The organism is Streptosporangium sp. H13245, from assembly GCF_055690525.1.
The window spans coordinates 340,794-355,284 of record NZ_JBSZKT010000001.1; the positions used below are offsets into that span (position 1 = coordinate 340,794).

The 14,491-nt window shown below is 71.7% G+C and carries 15 protein-coding genes; 4 read left to right on the forward strand and 11 right to left on the reverse strand.

From position 1 onward, the window contains the following. Nucleotides 1–59: 59 nt before the first annotated feature. The 6 genes from ACW9TB_RS01580 to xylA all read right to left on the reverse strand — a co-directional run bounded on the left by ACW9TB_RS01580 (nucleotide 60) and on the right by xylA (nucleotide 6,831). Nucleotides 60–431: a DUF742 domain-containing protein gene (locus ACW9TB_RS01580; RefSeq protein ID WP_472746083.1), complete on the reverse strand. Its 372-nt coding sequence runs from the start codon at nucleotides 429–431 to the stop codon at nucleotides 60–62. Then, the gene (locus tag ACW9TB_RS01585) at nucleotides 428–817 is read right to left on the reverse strand and encodes a roadblock/LC7 domain-containing protein (protein ID WP_472746084.1); all 390 of its coding nucleotides are present in this window, start codon (nucleotides 815–817) and stop codon (nucleotides 428–430) included. The genes ACW9TB_RS01580 and ACW9TB_RS01585 overlap by 4 nt, the downstream gene beginning before the upstream one ends. 174 nt (nucleotides 818–991) lie before the next feature. Beyond that, nucleotides 992–3,232, reverse strand: coding sequence for a sensor histidine kinase (locus ACW9TB_RS01590; RefSeq protein ID WP_472746085.1), 2,241 nt, complete (start codon nucleotides 3,230–3,232; stop codon nucleotides 992–994). 141 nt (nucleotides 3,233–3,373) lie between these two features. Then, nucleotides 3,374–4,027, reverse strand: coding sequence for a DUF998 domain-containing protein (locus tag ACW9TB_RS01595; RefSeq protein ID WP_472746086.1), 654 nt, complete (start codon nucleotides 4,025–4,027; stop codon nucleotides 3,374–3,376). 273 nt (nucleotides 4,028–4,300) lie between these two features. Further along, nucleotides 4,301–5,683 carry a xylulokinase gene (xylB, locus tag ACW9TB_RS01600; protein ID WP_472746087.1) on the reverse strand — a complete coding sequence of 461 codons (1,383 nt, stop codon included), beginning with the start codon at nucleotides 5,681–5,683 and terminating at the stop codon, nucleotides 4,301–4,303. Next, nucleotides 5,680–6,831: a xylose isomerase gene (xylA, locus tag ACW9TB_RS01605; RefSeq protein ID WP_472746088.1), complete on the reverse strand. Its 1,152-nt coding sequence runs from the start codon at nucleotides 6,829–6,831 to the stop codon at nucleotides 5,680–5,682. Before xylA ends, xylB begins: the two co-directional genes overlap by 4 nt. A gap of 79 nt (nucleotides 6,832–6,910) precedes the next feature. On the opposite strand from xylA, the gene ACW9TB_RS01610 reads away from it, so the two are divergent. Further along, entirely contained in the window at nucleotides 6,911–8,077 is a 1,167-nt protein-coding gene (locus tag ACW9TB_RS01610; RefSeq protein ID WP_472746089.1) for an ROK family protein, read from the forward strand. Between the two features lie 142 nt (nucleotides 8,078–8,219). On the opposite strand, the gene ACW9TB_RS01615 is transcribed toward ACW9TB_RS01610, so the two are convergent. The 3 genes from ACW9TB_RS01615 to ACW9TB_RS01625 form a co-directional block, all read right to left on the reverse strand. After that, entirely contained in the window at nucleotides 8,220–8,669 is a 450-nt protein-coding gene (locus tag ACW9TB_RS01615; RefSeq protein WP_472746090.1) for an NUDIX hydrolase, read from the reverse strand. A gap of 336 nt (nucleotides 8,670–9,005) precedes the next feature. Then, nucleotides 9,006–9,398: a hypothetical protein gene (locus ACW9TB_RS01620; RefSeq protein ID WP_472746091.1), complete on the reverse strand. Its 393-nt coding sequence runs from the start codon at nucleotides 9,396–9,398 to the stop codon at nucleotides 9,006–9,008. Further along, nucleotides 9,395–10,234 carry a hypothetical protein gene (locus ACW9TB_RS01625; RefSeq protein ID WP_472746092.1) on the reverse strand — a complete coding sequence of 280 codons (840 nt, stop codon included), beginning with the start codon at nucleotides 10,232–10,234 and terminating at the stop codon, nucleotides 9,395–9,397. Before ACW9TB_RS01625 ends, ACW9TB_RS01620 begins: the two co-directional genes overlap by 4 nt. Nucleotides 10,235–10,457: 223 nt before the next feature. Between ACW9TB_RS01625 and ACW9TB_RS01630 the strand changes: the two genes are divergently transcribed. Next, nucleotides 10,458–11,273, forward strand: a complete 816-nt coding sequence (locus tag ACW9TB_RS01630) for a GntR family transcriptional regulator (protein ID WP_472746093.1) — start codon at nucleotides 10,458–10,460, stop codon at nucleotides 11,271–11,273. A 49-nt stretch (nucleotides 11,274–11,322) separates the two neighbouring features. Next, complete coding sequence (locus tag ACW9TB_RS01635) at nucleotides 11,323–12,009, forward strand: PP2C family protein-serine/threonine phosphatase (protein WP_472746094.1); 687 nt, start codon at nucleotides 11,323–11,325, stop codon at nucleotides 12,007–12,009. A gap of 122 nt (nucleotides 12,010–12,131) precedes the next feature. Here the strand turns inward: ACW9TB_RS01635 and ACW9TB_RS01640 are convergent, their stop codons facing one another. Next, a complete protein-coding gene (locus ACW9TB_RS01640) occupies nucleotides 12,132–12,590 on the reverse strand; it encodes a MarR family winged helix-turn-helix transcriptional regulator (RefSeq protein WP_472746095.1) in 459 nt (152 codons plus the stop codon). A gap of 65 nt (nucleotides 12,591–12,655) precedes the next feature. Here ACW9TB_RS01640 and ACW9TB_RS01645 point away from each other — a divergent pair, with 65 nt between their 5' ends. Continuing rightward, nucleotides 12,656–13,165: a VOC family protein gene (locus ACW9TB_RS01645; RefSeq protein WP_472746096.1), complete on the forward strand. Its 510-nt coding sequence runs from the start codon at nucleotides 12,656–12,658 to the stop codon at nucleotides 13,163–13,165. 177 nt (nucleotides 13,166–13,342) lie between these two features. Here the strand turns inward: ACW9TB_RS01645 and ACW9TB_RS01650 are convergent, their stop codons facing one another. After that, the gene (locus ACW9TB_RS01650) at nucleotides 13,343–14,305 is read right to left on the reverse strand and encodes an asparaginase (protein WP_472746521.1); all 963 of its coding nucleotides are present in this window, start codon (nucleotides 14,303–14,305) and stop codon (nucleotides 13,343–13,345) included. Nucleotides 14,306–14,491: the final 186 nt, after the last annotated feature.

The following is a 14,491-nucleotide window of genomic DNA, read 5'->3' on the forward strand; positions in this document are numbered from 1 at the left end:
CCGGCTCGGACGCTACGGCCGGGGGGCGGGCGCGCCGGCCGATGGGGCCGCGAGAGGCGTCACAGCGCCCGCAGGCCGCTGATCAGTTCCCTCAGGAGGTTCTCCGGGGGCATGGAGGCGGCGGGAAGCGGCGACCGTACCAGGATCAGGCCCTGGTCCAGCAGGTCGCCCAGGAGGACCCTGATCACGCCGACCGGCAGGCCCGCGTCCGAGGCGATCTCCACGATCGGGCGTGCCCGCCTGACCAGGTTGAGCAGCCGCCGGTGCTCGGAGCCCAGGTTCGCCCCCGAGGCGACCGGCACACCCGTCGCCACCGCCATCGCGAGCATGTCGAACGAGGAGGACGACGCCCGGGTGCGCCCGCCGGTCATCGCGTAGGGACGGACGACGGGACCGGCCTCCTCGTCGACCCACTCGACGTCGTCTTTCATTGGCCCGCCATCCGGGGGCCGGTGGCCAGGTGCTGGCCGACACGGGTGACCAGGCGGGCCATCTCGTAGGCGATCAGGCCCACGTCGGCGGCGCCGGTGGTCATGACCGACAGGCAGCTTCCCTGACCCGCGGAGGTGACGAAGAGGAACGCGGCGTCCATCTCCACCATCGTCTGGCGTACGGCACCACCGCCGAACTGCAGGCTGGTGCCCTTGGCGAGACTCTGGAAGCCGGAGGCGACCGCGGACAGATGCTCGGCGTCCTCCTTGCTCAGCCCTCGGGACGAGGCCATCATCAGCCCGTCGTTGGACAGGATCAGCGCGTGCGAGACGTCCGCCACACTCGTGACGAAGTCATCCAGAAGCCAATAAAGCTCACCCGGCACGTGGTTAAACCCCTTCCCCTCTGATGATCTCGTTGGTCGCCGGCCCCCACCGGCTCGGTGAATTCGTCGCCGCCGGTCCGCGCCCGCGAGTGTCGCCGGGCCGCGCCCACGACCTCCGGCCGAGGCCCGGCGAACCCGGTCCCGCCGCTCCGCTCCCGTACCGGCGCTCCCGGCTCATCGCCCGGCACCGCCGTCCTCGTCGTCGGCGCGGCCACGCTGCCAGCCGGACTGCAGGGCGCTCATCAGCGCCCTCGTCTCCTCGGGCGACCGTTCCCCGGTCTCGATCTCGGCCCCGCGCGGGCGGGGCTGGGGCTCAGGTGCCCGGCGCGGCGGCAGGTTCGCCTGCCGCACCCGGCGGGGCAGGCCGTCGGCACCGCGCCGCTCCGGCTTCCACAGGTCCGCGGGGATCGGGACCTCCCCGGAGTCGCCGGGCCGCTCCACCCGTTCCACGACGGTCTCGCCGCGCCGCTCCACGGACTCGGGCCGCACGCTGATGACGGTGAGCACCGGCGGCTCCAGCGGCTCCTCGACGGGCTCGGGGTCCCCGAGCAGCTGCTCGGGGATGAGGACGACCACCCCGGTGCCGCCGTACGGCGAGGCGCGCAGCGCCACCTCGACCCCGTACCTGGCGGCCAGCAGCCCGACCACGGCGAAGCCCAGCCGGTCGGTGTCGGCCGGGTCGAACTCCGGCGGGCTGGCCAGGCGCTCGTTGATCGCGGCGCGCTTGTCGTCGGTCAGCCCGAGCCCGCGGTCCTCGATCTCGACCGCGAAGCCCCGCCCGACGAGCTCGCCCCGGACCGCGACCTGGCTGCCCGGCGGGGAGAAGACGGTGGCGTTCTCCAGCAGCTCGGCGAACAGGTGCATCATGTCCGCGGCGGCGTTGCCGACCAGGGTGGTACCGCCCGTCGGGTAGATCCGCACCCGGGCGTAGTCCTCGACCTGGGCCGCGGCCCCGCGCAGCACGTCCTCCATCGGCACCGACGAACGCCACTTGCGGCCCGCCGCCCCGCCGGACAGGATCACCAGGCCCTCGGCGTGGCGGCGCATGCGGGTGGTGAGGTGGTCGAGCCTGAAGAGGTTCTCCAGCGCCGCGGGGTCCTCCGCCTGCTTCTGCATGCCGTCGAGCAGCTTGAGCTGGCGCTGCAGCAGCGACTGGCTCCGGCGGGCGAGGTTGCGGAACGCCTGGGAGACGCCCTCGCGCAGCCTGGCCTGCTCCACGGCGGCGTCCACGGCGCTGCGCTGGACACTGTTGAAGGCGGCGGCGACGTCGTGGATCTCGGCCGTGCTGCCCGGCGGGTTCAGCGCGGGCGCCTCGGCCGCCACGTCCACCCTGTCGCCCCGGCGCAGCTTCTCCATGACCCTCGGGAGCCGCGCCTGCGCCAGCTCGATCGCGGCCCGCCGCACGGCGGCGAGCTCCTTGGTGATCCCGCTGCCGATCCGGTACGAGACCAGCAGCGACGCGACGACCGCGATGAGGCCGAGCACCCCGACGACACCGGCGCGGACGAAGACGCCCACGGCCGCGGGCGCGGCCTGCTCGACGAGCGCGGGGGTGGCGGCCGTCAGGGACCGCTGGTAGGCGGCGTCCAGCTCGTCCCCCGCCGCGCGCCAGTCGGTGGGCGGCACACTGGCACCGGACAGCAGGCGGTTCTCCAGGCTGGTGAAGCGGGCGTACGTCGAGGAGGCGATCATCTCCGAGAAGGGGGCGCGCAGCGCGGGCTCCAGGTCAGGGAGCGCCTGGTCCATGAGGAAGACGCGGTTGGCGGCGAGCCGGGTGAACAGCCGCATCTCGCTCGCCGTCATCGGGCTCCCGATCGCCAGCGCGCCCGCGGCGAGCGCCCGCTCGCGGCTGAGCAGGTCCATCGTCTGGTTGATCATCGTGATGCCGCGCGACTGGCGGTAGAGCGGGAGGTCGTTGCTGAGGCTCAGGGTGTTGAAGAGCCTGCGCAGGGCGTCCGGCAGCCGGGCGAACTCCTCGGAGAGGGCCACCGGGCCGATCCGCCCGGAGTCGATCCTGGCGCGGATCGCGTCGAGCCCGTCCACGTGGCGCATCAGCTCCGCGTGGCGCGTCCGCATGTCGCCGGACATCTCCGCCTGCGCCGCCTCGCCGGTCGTCTGCCGACGCAGGCGGGTGCGGGCCTGGTCGGTGACCAAACGCTGCCCCGCGAGGGTGTCGCGGTCCGCGTCGGAGCGGGTGGCCAGATACTCGGCCGACAGGATGTGCTCACGCTGGACCGCGGTGCCCAGGTCTCCCGCGGGCTTGCCGACGGAGTCGTACAGCGTGCCGACGGAGAGCAGGCTCACCGAGTCGCCGACGGTCACGACCGTCGCGAAGCCCCACAGCGCCACCAGTGAGACGAGGGGGATGACCAGTAGCACCGAGACCTTGAACCGGATAGACCTGCTCGCTGCCATGTCACCTCAACGGCTCGCTCTCGGAGCGCCGGGGGAGGCCCCGGACGATCTCTAGATCGCCGACGAGAATAGCACTGGCGGCTCCTGCTATTTGTAGCCTATTTGTGACATGTCGTGAAAGAGTTTTCGGAAGTGAGTACGTCAGCCGAGAGCGGCGCGTGATGCGGACGTGGCGCCGCTCCTCGCCCAGGTCAGTCGCGCGAGCCGGACGGCCAGCACCCCGACCAGCGCGACCTCGGTGCCGAGCAGGGTCCACTCGACGAGACCGACGAGCACCCCGTCCCCGGGCAGCATCGCGTAGGTGAGCGCGAGCAGCCCGAAACCTCCGGCCAGCGTCAGCCACTCCACCGGCCTGGCCACCGGCCGCCACCGCTCGTCCTCGCCGAGACGCGCCACCGCCAGGCCGCCCGCCGCGGGCACCGCGGCCAGCACGGCGATCGACACGTAGCGGTACGCCTGGGCGACCAGGTCCGTCCCCGTACCGGGAAGGGCCGCGGGCAGCACCGCGAGGACGATGAGTCCCGCGCCCCAGACCAGCATCAGCCGCTCGGCCAGGGCACCCGAGGGCGCCCCCGAGGCCCGCAGCCCGGCGACCACCGCGAAGGCCGCGACCCCCAGCGCCGTCATCGCGAACCCGGTGGCCCCGGTGCGGTCCAGCGCGGCGTACTCGCTGATCGTCAGGTCGAGCGGGTTCGGGGAGAGGACCGGGTCGGCCTGTCCCGCGACGGCGGCCACGACGGCCGTGACGATCCCGGCACATGCGATCAGGGGGTAGAGCCTCTTCGACGCGAGCATGCGCTAAGACTGTCCGCCAGCGGACGTTTCAGACATCCGGCGGTACCCCTGATCCAACCCTGAGCCGTCCCTGAGACGCGGGGGCTCACCCCCCCGTCCCGAAACGGTTCGGGACGGTCCGCCACCTCCTGGTGAAGGTGGTGGACCGTCCCGATGAAAGCCACGGACGACCTCCCGGTCAAGACCGAGAACCCCGTGAGGGGGCTCGCGCCGGGCCGCGGGACGGTGTCTCAGTCCCGCGGCCCGGTGTTCCGGTGTCTCCGTGCCGGTGTCTCAGCCGAGGCCGCGGACCTCGGCGTAGCGGGCCCTGACCTCGGGCGTGGGGTCGGCCTCGTAGTGCTCGGCCTTGCCCGCCTCCCAGGCCGGGGGCTCGTCGCCGCCGAGCAGCCAGGCGGCCTGCCTCGCCGCCCCGTCGGCGACGTACTCCCCAGGCTCGGGGACGACCACCGGCCGCCCGAAGACCGCGGGGGCGATCCGCCGTACGGCCTCGGACCTGGCGCCTCCGCCGATGAGCAGGACCCTGGCCGGGTCGAGCCCGAGGGCGTCGAAGGCGTCGGCGAGATGGCAGAGCATGCCCTCCACCGCCGCCCTGGCGAGGTGCGCCGGGGTGGAGGTGGCCAGCGTCAGCCCGTGCAGCGAGCCCGTGGCGGTGGGCAGGTTCGGGGTGCGCTCGCCCTCCAGGTAGGGGACGTGGACGAGTCCCCCGGCCCCCGAGGGCGCCTCCAGGGCCAGCCTGCCGAGTTCGTCGAGACCGACCCCGAGCATCCGCGCGGCGGCGTCGAGCACCCTGGCCGCGTTGAGCGTGGCCACCAGCGGGAGGAACCGCCCCGTGGCGTCCGCGAACCCGGCCACGGAGCCGGTCGGGTCGGCGCTCGGGGTCGCGGCGACCGCGAAGGCCGTCCCCGACGTCCCGATCGACACCACCACGTCCCCGGGCAGGGCGCCGACCCCGAGGGCCGCCGCCATGTTGTCGCCCGTGCCCGGCGCGAGACGCACCGCGCCCGCGCCGGAGACGCCGGCTGCGGGCCGCACCTCGCCCGCGGGGTCACGGGGACCCAGCACCTCGGGGAGGCCGGGTACGGCGCCGAAGGCCGTCTGGAGGAGGTCGGTCCGGTAGGCCCCGGTCGCGGGGGACCAGTACCCGGTGCCGGACGCGTCGCCCCTGTCGGTGACGAACTCCCCGCCCAGCCGCCAGGTGAGCCAGTCGTGCGGCAGGCACACCCTCGCCGTACGGCGGGCGGAGTCGGGCTCGTGCTCGGCCAGCCAGCGGAGCTTGGTCACCGTGAACGACGCGACCGGCACGCTGCCGACCGCCTCGGCCCACACCTCGGGACCGCCCAGCTCCTTCACCAGGTCGGCAGCGGCTCCCGCGGAACGGGTGTCGTTCCACAGCAGCGCCTTCCTGACGACGTCGCCGGACTCGTCCAGGCAGACCATGCCGTGCTGCTGCGCGCCGACGCTCATCGCCTCGACGCCGTCCAGCCCGCCCGCCCGCGCGATCGCCTCCTGGAGCGCGTCCCACCAGGCTCCGGGGTCGACCTCGGTGCCCTCGGGGTGGGTCGCGCGGCCCTGGCGGACCAGGGCGCCCGTACGGGCGTCCCTGATCACCACCTTGCAGCTCTGGGTCGACGAGTCGACCCCGGCCACCAGCGTCATCCGCGGACCCCGAGGAGGTAGTCCATGGCGAGCTGGTTGAGGCGCGTGAAGTGGAAGCCGCGCGCGGCCACCGCGTCGAGGTCGAACTCGTCGCGGTTCAGGTCGGCGATCGTCTCGCCGGGGGCGAGCGTGGGCTCGGAGAGCTCGGCGACCTTGCTCGCGGCGAGCGCCTCGGCGACCTCGGGGTCGGCGCGGAACGCCGCGACCTTCTCCTTCAGGATCAGGTACGTGCGCATGTTGGCCGCGGCGGAGACCCAGACGTCCTCGGAGTCCTCGGTGCGCAGCGGCTTGTAGTCGAAGTGCCTGGGGCCGTCGTAGCCGCCGTTCTCCAGCAGGTCGACCAGGAAGAAGGCGTTCTTCACGTCGCCGTGACCGAAGATCAGGTCCTGGTCGTAGCGGGGGCCGTGCTGGCCGTTCAGGTCGATGTGGAAGAGCTTGCCGTGCCAGAGCGCCTGCGCGATGCCGTGCGCGAAGTTGAGCCCGGCCATCTCCTCGTGGCCCACCTCGGGGTTGAGGCCGACGCGGTCGGAGTGCTCCAGCTCGTTGATGAACGCGAGCGCGTGGCCGATCGTCGGGAGAAGGATGTCGCCCCGGGGCTCGTTCGGCTTGGGCTCGATGGCGAACCTGATGTCGTAGCCCTGCTCGATCACGTACGAGGTGAGCACGTCCATGCTCTCCTTGTAGCGGCTGAGCGCGGCCCTGATGTCCTTGGCGGCCCCGGACTCGGCACCCTCGCGCCCGCCCCAGCACACGTAGGTGGTCGCGCCGAGCTCGGCGGCGAGGTCCACGTTGCGGATGACCTTGCGCAGCGCGTAGCGGCGGACGTCGCGGTCGTTGCTGGTGAACCCGCCGTCCTTGAAGACGGGGTGGGTGAACAGGTTCGTGGTGGCCATCGGAACCTTGAGCCCGGTCTCGGCCAGCGCCTTCTTGAAGTTCGCGATGGCCCTGTCACGGTCGGGCTCGACGGCGAGCAGGTCGTCGTCGTGGAAGGTGACGCCGTACGCGCCGAGCTCCGCGAGCCTGTGCACGCTCTCCGCAGGGTCGAGCGGGGCGCGGGAGGCGTCCCCGAAGGGGTCGCGGGCCTGCCAGCCGACGGTCCACAGCCCGAAGGTGAAACGGTCTTCGGGCTTGGGGGTGTAGGCGTTCATCTTCGTTCCTCCGATTTAATCCACTTTATGGACTTAATATGGATCGAGGTGGTGGGATCGTCAAGGGGGTGGATGTTCCATGACACAGGCCGTACGCCACGACTCGATGCGCGCCCGCAATCTCGGCGTGGTCCTCGGCGAGGTCCGCCGGAGCGGTCCGATCACCCGGGCGGCACTGGCCGAGATCACCGGCCTGACCAAGACCACGGTGTCGAAGATGGTCGGCGACCTGATCGAGGCGGGCATGGTCACCGAGTCGGGCGCGCTCAGGGACGGCGAGCGGGGACGGCCGGGCACGGCCGTCGCGCTCAGCGGGCGGCGGGTCGCCGCGCTCGGCCTGGAGATCAACGTCGACTACCTGTCCGCCTGCGTGGTCGACCTCACTCTGGCGGTGCGGCTCAGATATACACAGGCTGTGGACAACCGTACGTCCTCCCCTGTGGAAACCCTCTCTCACCTGGAAGAACTCGCCCACAGGGCTGTGGATGAAGCGCGTGGAGAGGGCCTCTCCATCGCCGGATCGACCCTCGCGCTGCCCGGCCCTGTGGACGGAGGGCTGGTCCACACGGCCCCCAACCTCGGCTGGCACGACGTCCGCGTCTCCGACCTGCTGGGCTTCCCCGTCGAGGTGGACAACGAGGCCAACCTCGCGGCCCTGGGCGAGCTCTGGTTCGGCTCCGTGCCCGGCGACTTCCTGCACGTGTCGGGGGAGATCGGCATCGGCGCGGGCCTGGTGGTCGGCGGGACCCTGTTCCGCGGCGCCCGCGGCCTCGCCGGGGAACTGGGCCACGTCGTCGTCTCCCCCGACGGCCCGGCCTGCCGCTGCGGCGGCCGGGGGTGCCTGGAGCAGTACGCCGGTCAGGACGCGCTGCTGAGGGCCGCCGGACTCGCCGGGGTCCCCGCCGGGGTGGCCACCCTGCTCGCGCGCCTGCACGCGGGCGAGCGGGGCTCGCTGGAGGCCTGCGAGCGCGCCGGTCAGGCACTCGGCGTCGCCCTCACCTCGGCGGTGCACCTGATGGACCCGGGGACCATCGTGCTGGGCGGGGTGTTCGCCCCGCTGTTCCCGTGGATCCGGGGACCGGCGCACGAGACGATGACCTCGCGGCTGGGGGTGATGCGCCGCGCCGTCCCCGAGCTGACCGTCTCGCGCCTCGGCGGCGACGCCGCCACCCTGGGCGCCGCCGGGCAGGTCATCCACCGCGTCATCGCCGACCCGTGGAGCCACCTGTCCACGACGCGGGCCTGACCGCGACGTCCACGCTTCACGGTAAGGACGCTCTTGCCCGACTTCCTCCCTCGTCGCTCATCCGCCGCTCCCCTTCGTGCCTCACTCCGGTCACCGGCGCGTCATCACGGTGAGGCTTCAGGCACAGATCATGGGCGTGTTCCTACGAGGGCCAGCCGTGCGTGCCGATGCCGACGCCCGTGCGGTAGAGCTCGACCCCGGCGGTTGTGTACGGCACGGTGTTGTCCGGCAGCACGTCGATGGGAACCCATTCGACCTTGGCACACTTGCCCGGTTCGGCGTTGACCACTTCACCGCCCCAAGTCTCGGTGACGAAGAAGAACCCGACGCGGGGTTGTCCCTCCGGGGACAGGTGGTGAACCACCGTGGCCGGTCGCAGGGCGTCCGGGGCGATGACGACGCCGACCTCCTCACGGGCCTCGCGGACCGCGCAGTCGATCACGGTCTCGCCGGGGTCGAGGTGCCCCGACGGCAGGCAGTACAGACCGTCGGCGTAGCCGGTGCCTTGACGCAGGCACAGCAGAATGTGGTCGTCGCGTTCCAGGATCACGTGCACATCGACGGTGACCTGCTGACGCTGTGTCGTCGTCATGGAGGCGGGGGCCTTTCCCGGCGTGGGTGTGACGCCCGTGACGATAGTTGAAGGATGTGATCGGCAAGGGCCGAAGCGGCGTCTTGCGGTGATAGGTGCCCGGTGTCGACCCGGTGGAAGGCGAACCCGTCGGCGGCCAGGATGCCGCCCAGCTCTTCGTACAAGGTGGCCTCGGCGAGACTGGAACCTTCGTGCTCGAAGCGTGAGTGCGCTCCCCGCCTGGTGAGTCGCCGCTCCAGGAGCCGGTCACCCGCCGGGGTTCCATGGAACGGGATCAAGGACGACTCCTTAATGGGTGTGCTGCCGTACTCGCCGGGCGGCTCGGCCGCGTCGGTGTCAGCGCGGGTCGACATGCTCGGCCAGGATCACGTCGGCCAGCAGCGGCAACCCGGCGCGCAGCACGTCGGCGGCGTCCCTGGCCCGCAGGACGGCGTAGTGCCCGGCGAGCTGTTCGGCGACCGCGACCAGTGTCAGCCCGGAGCCGCCCGCGTCGCCGTGCTTGGGGCCGGTCCACCAGAACCTCTCGCCGTCGGTGTAGGCCAGCAGCCCGTAGTGGACGGACACGATCGCGTTGCCGGAGGCGAGCTCGTGCACGTCCGCGCGGATGTGGTGAAGCTCGGCCAGCACGGCGGCCAACTCCTCGGCATGCCGCACGGCGTTCGCGGCGACGGTCACCGGGGAGGCGGATCCGCCACCGCACCCGCACCTTCCTGCGGGGGTCGTGTTCATGCCGCGACCTCGCGTTGTTGCGGGTTGTGCCGCCAGGAGGAAGAGGTGTCCGGCGAGTGGTCCCGGCCGGGGGCGACGGCGAGTCCCGGCTGGGAAGCCCTGTAAGGCCGATGCGTCCGGTGCCGGTCGCCGGGGAGGTCAGGGAGCACGGTGAGCGTCCGCTGGGCGGCCGGTTCTCCGGGTCGCTGGTGTCGCGTCCGGCCTCCCGCGTCCGGGGGTGGGCGTTCAGACGCGCGGGCCGCGTTACGGAGTGGGTGTTCAGGTGCGCGAGCCGCTTTACGAGGTGGGTGTTCAGGTACGCGGGCCGCTTTACGGAGCGGATATCCAAGGGTGTGGGCCGCGATCAGGGCTCGCCGCCGGGTGAGCAGATCCCGGGCGAGCGCCAGGCGGGCCGCGCGCTCCTCGCGGGGCTCGACCGGCCGATGCGGGCGGCCAGTGCCGGGCGCCTCCGGGCGGCTCGCGTCCGTACGCCCGGCGGGCCGGGTGCGGGCCGATGCCGTCTCGCGATCGGCCTGCCGGGATGCGGGTACGACCTCACGCTCGGCCCGGCGGGGCGCGGGCACGACCGGAACGGGTCGCGCGGTGACCTCGTGAGCGGGCTGGAAGGTCGGCAGCCTCCGGCCAAGGCCGATCCGGTGGCGCGCCTCCAGGCGGGCGGTCATCAACTCGCCGGACGGCTGCGCGTACTCGTGGTCGGCTGCCTGGCCGGAGCAGCCGTGCGCGTACGGGGCGTGCCCGCAGGCAGCGCAGCCCATCGGCAGCGGCGGGCTTCCGGCGAAACAGCCACAGCCGCTCGCCATGGTCCGGTCGAGGAGCGGGGGACTAAGGTTGTTCATGGTTCAGGAGCGCCTTCCTGGTCAAGGGTCCGTTCAAGCGTTCGCAGCGCTGAGCGGACCCGTTTTCTAAGGTGGTCTGCCCTGTGGTTCGGACGCTGGTCACGTCAGCCCATCTAGGCGAACCCGCCTCTTCGGGGGGCGATAGTCTTGGGACTATAGTCGGCCGACACCAACCCTCTGTCAATTATCCCAAGACAATTTCTGGCGAAGGGAGAGTTGTGTGATGGCCGTGCACTCGCGTTACCTTGATCTCGCTGCCCAGATCCGGACACGGATCGAGAACGGCGAGTGGGAGCCCGGGGCCAAGCTCCCGCGCCTGGACGACTTCGCGGCGCAGTACGGCGCGAACCGGGACACGATCGGCCGGGCGATCGGAGTGCTGGAGTCGGAAGGCTTCGTCTGGGCGGTGCAGGGGCGCGGGATCATCGTCCGGCACGGCATGATGCGGTTGCGCAGACCACGCGGGAACCTGGTGAAACGGAACGTCGCCACCGACGGTCCCGGATACTCCTTCCCGTCGGCCTCCGGCCAGGAAGTCTGGAAACACCACATCCCGCCGACCGCGTCCGTCGAGCCTCTGGCCGACCCCCGGATCGCGAAACTGCTGGGCGTTCCGGCGGGCAGTCCGGTGCTGCGCCGGTTCCGGGTCACCGGCCCCGAGTCGGAACCACCGTTCCAGATCAACATCTCGTGGATCCACCCGCGTGGCGTCGCCGACGCCCCCGAGGTCGACGCCCAGGCTCCCGGTCCAGGCGACTGGCTGTACCGGCTGGAGAGGGCCGGTCACTGGCCCATCAGCTGGATGGAGATCCACAGGGCGCGGATGCCGACCAAGGACGAGGCCGGTCTACTGGAGATCCCCACCAGCCTGCCCGTGCTGGAGATCGTGCGCGTCGGCACCTCGGGAGGCGACGGTCGGCCCATCGAGGTGACCGAGTACATCGTGGCCGGTGACCGCGTCGAAACCGTGCACGTTCTCCATCGAGACGAATCCGCGCAGGCCCCATGGCCCGACGACACCGAGACGGGCGGCGAGTGAACGAATGCCACTCACCGTCGAAGCCGCCGCCCGCACCCACATCGGACTCGTGCGCCGACGTAACGAGGACGCCGTCTACGCGGGCCGTTCCCTGTTCGCCGTCGCCGACGGCCTCGGCGGTCACACCTCCGGTGACGTCGCCAGCGCCACCGTGATCGAAGTTCTGCGTCCCCACGACCGCCAGGTCGACCCGGCGGACCTGTCCACCGTTCTGGGACGGGCGATCTACGCGGCCAACCAGGCCCTGCACCGCAGGATCGACGCCGAACCCGAACGGGCGGGCATGGGCACCACGCTGGTGGCGATGCTGTGGTCGGGGACGAGGGCGGTCCTGGCGAACGTGGGTGACTCCCGCGCCTACCTGCTGCGCGACGCCGACGGGACATCGAAGATCGTCCGAATCACCGAGGACCACACCTACGGGAACCTGGTGGCCGACGCCGACAGCGTGCCGAACCTGCCCGGACGGATCTCCCGCTTCCTCGACGGCCGGGCCGACGGCCGCTCCCCCGATCTCACCGTCCGGGAACTCCGCTCCGGCGACCGGTTCCTGCTGTGCTCGGACGGGCTGAGCTCGGTCGTTCCCAGTGAGTCCATCCGGGACACCCTGCGTTCGTCGGACGATCCAGGAGAGGCGGCCGACCGCCTCGTCACACTGGCCACCGACCACGGCGGCCCCGACAACATCACCGTGATCGTCATCGACGTATCGGATATCCGCGACGGCGATCTCTGATCCAGCTCACGTCACCCTCGGTGGAAGGGCCGACGCGCTCGTACAGCTCCGTGGTGCGGCATTCACGGTCCAGGCCGTACCCGCTTGCGGCCCGGCACGGAGTGTGAACGCGTCCCACGAGGTCACGAGGGTTCCGGGGTGGAGAGAAGGGCGGTGCAGATCTCGGTTAGTTGGTGGAGTTGGCCGGGGGTGAGGCGGTCGAAGACGGCTTGGCGTACGGCTTCGACGTGACCGGGGGCGGCGGCGGTGAGGACCGCGAGGCCCTGGTCGGTGAGGATCGCCCAGCTCACGCGCTTGTCCGCGGCGCACGGCTCGCGCCGCACCCAGCCGCGTTCCTCCAGCCGTTTCACCGCGTGCGACAGGCGGCTCTGCGAGGAGTTGACCTCCGCCGCCAGCTCGCTCATCCGCATCATGCGCCTGGGCGCCTCGGAGAGCTTCACCAGCACGGCGTAGTAGGCGTGCGGCATGCCGGAGTCCCGTTGCAGCTGCCGGTCCAGCTCCTCCTGGACGAGCTGCGAGGCGGCCAGGAAGGTGCGCCAGGTGCGCTGCTCGTCGTCGTCCAGCCATCGCGTCACGGCCACAGCTTACTTGAACTCTCAAGAAAGCGGAGGTAATCTACTTGAGAGTTCAAGTTTTGGGAGGAACCATGCCGGTCCAGCGGCTCAACCACGCCGTTCTCTTCGTGCGTGACGCCGAGCGCAGCGTCGCCTTCTACCGGGAGGCCCTCGGGTTCAGGGTGGTCATGGAGATGCCGGGCGCCGCCTTCCTGCAGGCCTCGGGATCCAGCAACGACCACGACCTCGGCCTCTTCGAGATCGGCGCGCAGGCGGGTCCCTCCGGTGCCGGACGCACGAACGTCGGCCTCTATCACCTGGCCTGGGAGGTCGACACCCTCGCGGAGCTGGAGCGGATCGCCCTCAGGCTCGGCGAGCTCAACGCCCTCGTCGGCGCCTCCGACCACTCCACCACCAAGGCCCTGTACGCAAAGGACCCCGACGGGCTGGAGTTCGAGGTCTCCTGGCTGGTCCCCGCGAACCTGCTCACCGAGGAGGTGCTGAACGGGCGCTCCGGCATCAAGCCCCTCGACATCGCGAGGGAGAAGGAGCGGTACGGCGCCGAGACCCGTGGCGGCCTCGGGGTCTCGATCCCCGTCTGACCGTTCCTGGTGCTCCTCCGGGCGACGCGGGGACCGGGACGGGGAGGAGGGGGGTGATCCGGCGAAGGCCTCCCCAGCCCTTCGCCGGATCACGGACTCCACCGACGTGCCCACGCAGCTCGGGGATACTCCCCCTTTCCGGGGTTTTTACCTATCCGTAAATCATCTCGCGGGGCGTCAGAGCCTGCCGAACCAGTCGCGTACGGCGTCGATCCCGCCGGTCCCGAGGGCGACCATCAGCGCGCACCGCGCCTTCGAGGGTGCCAGGCCGCGGGCCCCGATCGCCCCGACGTGCCCGGCGAGCCCCGCGCCGAAGCGCATCTCGTCGAGCGGGACCTCGTGGGTACGGCACCTCGACGCGACGACCACCGGGATCCCCCACTCCGTCAGCTCGGCGATCGTGGTGAAGAGCTCGACCGGTACGTTGCCCACCCCTGTCCCCTCCAGCACGACGCCCTGGGCCCCGGCGTCCACGACGGCGGTGAGCAGCGCGGGGGCGATCCCCGGATAGGTCTTGATCAGGGCGACGTCCGACGCCGGATCCCCCACGAACGCGGGCGGCCGGGGCGGCGGGGCGGACAGCGTCCCGACCCGGCCGCCGGTCACCCGGCCCAGCACGGGGAAGGGGGCCGACGAGAACGCCGCGACGCTCGTGGCGTCGACCTTGGCGACCCAGCGGGCCGCGTGGACCTCGTCGTTGACGCACACGACGGCCCCGGCACCGCGCAGCGCGCCGTCGGCGGCGGCCGTGATGGAGGAGGCGAGATTGCGCGGGCCGTCCGGGGACAGCTCGTCCAGGGAGCGTACGGCGCCGGTCAGCACGATGGCGCCACGCTCCGCCGCCCGGCCCGCGAGCAGGTCCACGAGGTACGCGGTCTCCTCCAGCGTGTCGGTGCCGTGAGTGATCACGACGCCGTCGAACCCGCGGTCCAGGATGGCCGAACGCGCCCTGCGGGCCAGTTCCAGCATGGTCGAGGGCGACATGTCCCAGCTGGGCTCCGCCATCACGTCCTCGGCCACCACGTCCGCGGCGATCGCGCCGGGCGGGAGTACCTGGAGGAGTTCGGCCCCGGACAGGACACCCGGACGGCCGGGTGCGTACGAGTGGGCGATGAGGTCACCGGTCGCCAGCAACAGCACACGCTTCAAGGGGACGATCCCTCCGATGGGCCGCGTTCAGGATGCCCCTATTTATAACCCATGACTACCCCCATTGGGGTTATCTACAGGGTCATGTGAGGTCGATCGAGGTCCGGCCGGTGGGGGTGTGCGGGGGTGCGGGGGGGGTTGAGCGCGCTGTGCCGCCGGTTTTTCCCGGTTCTTCCC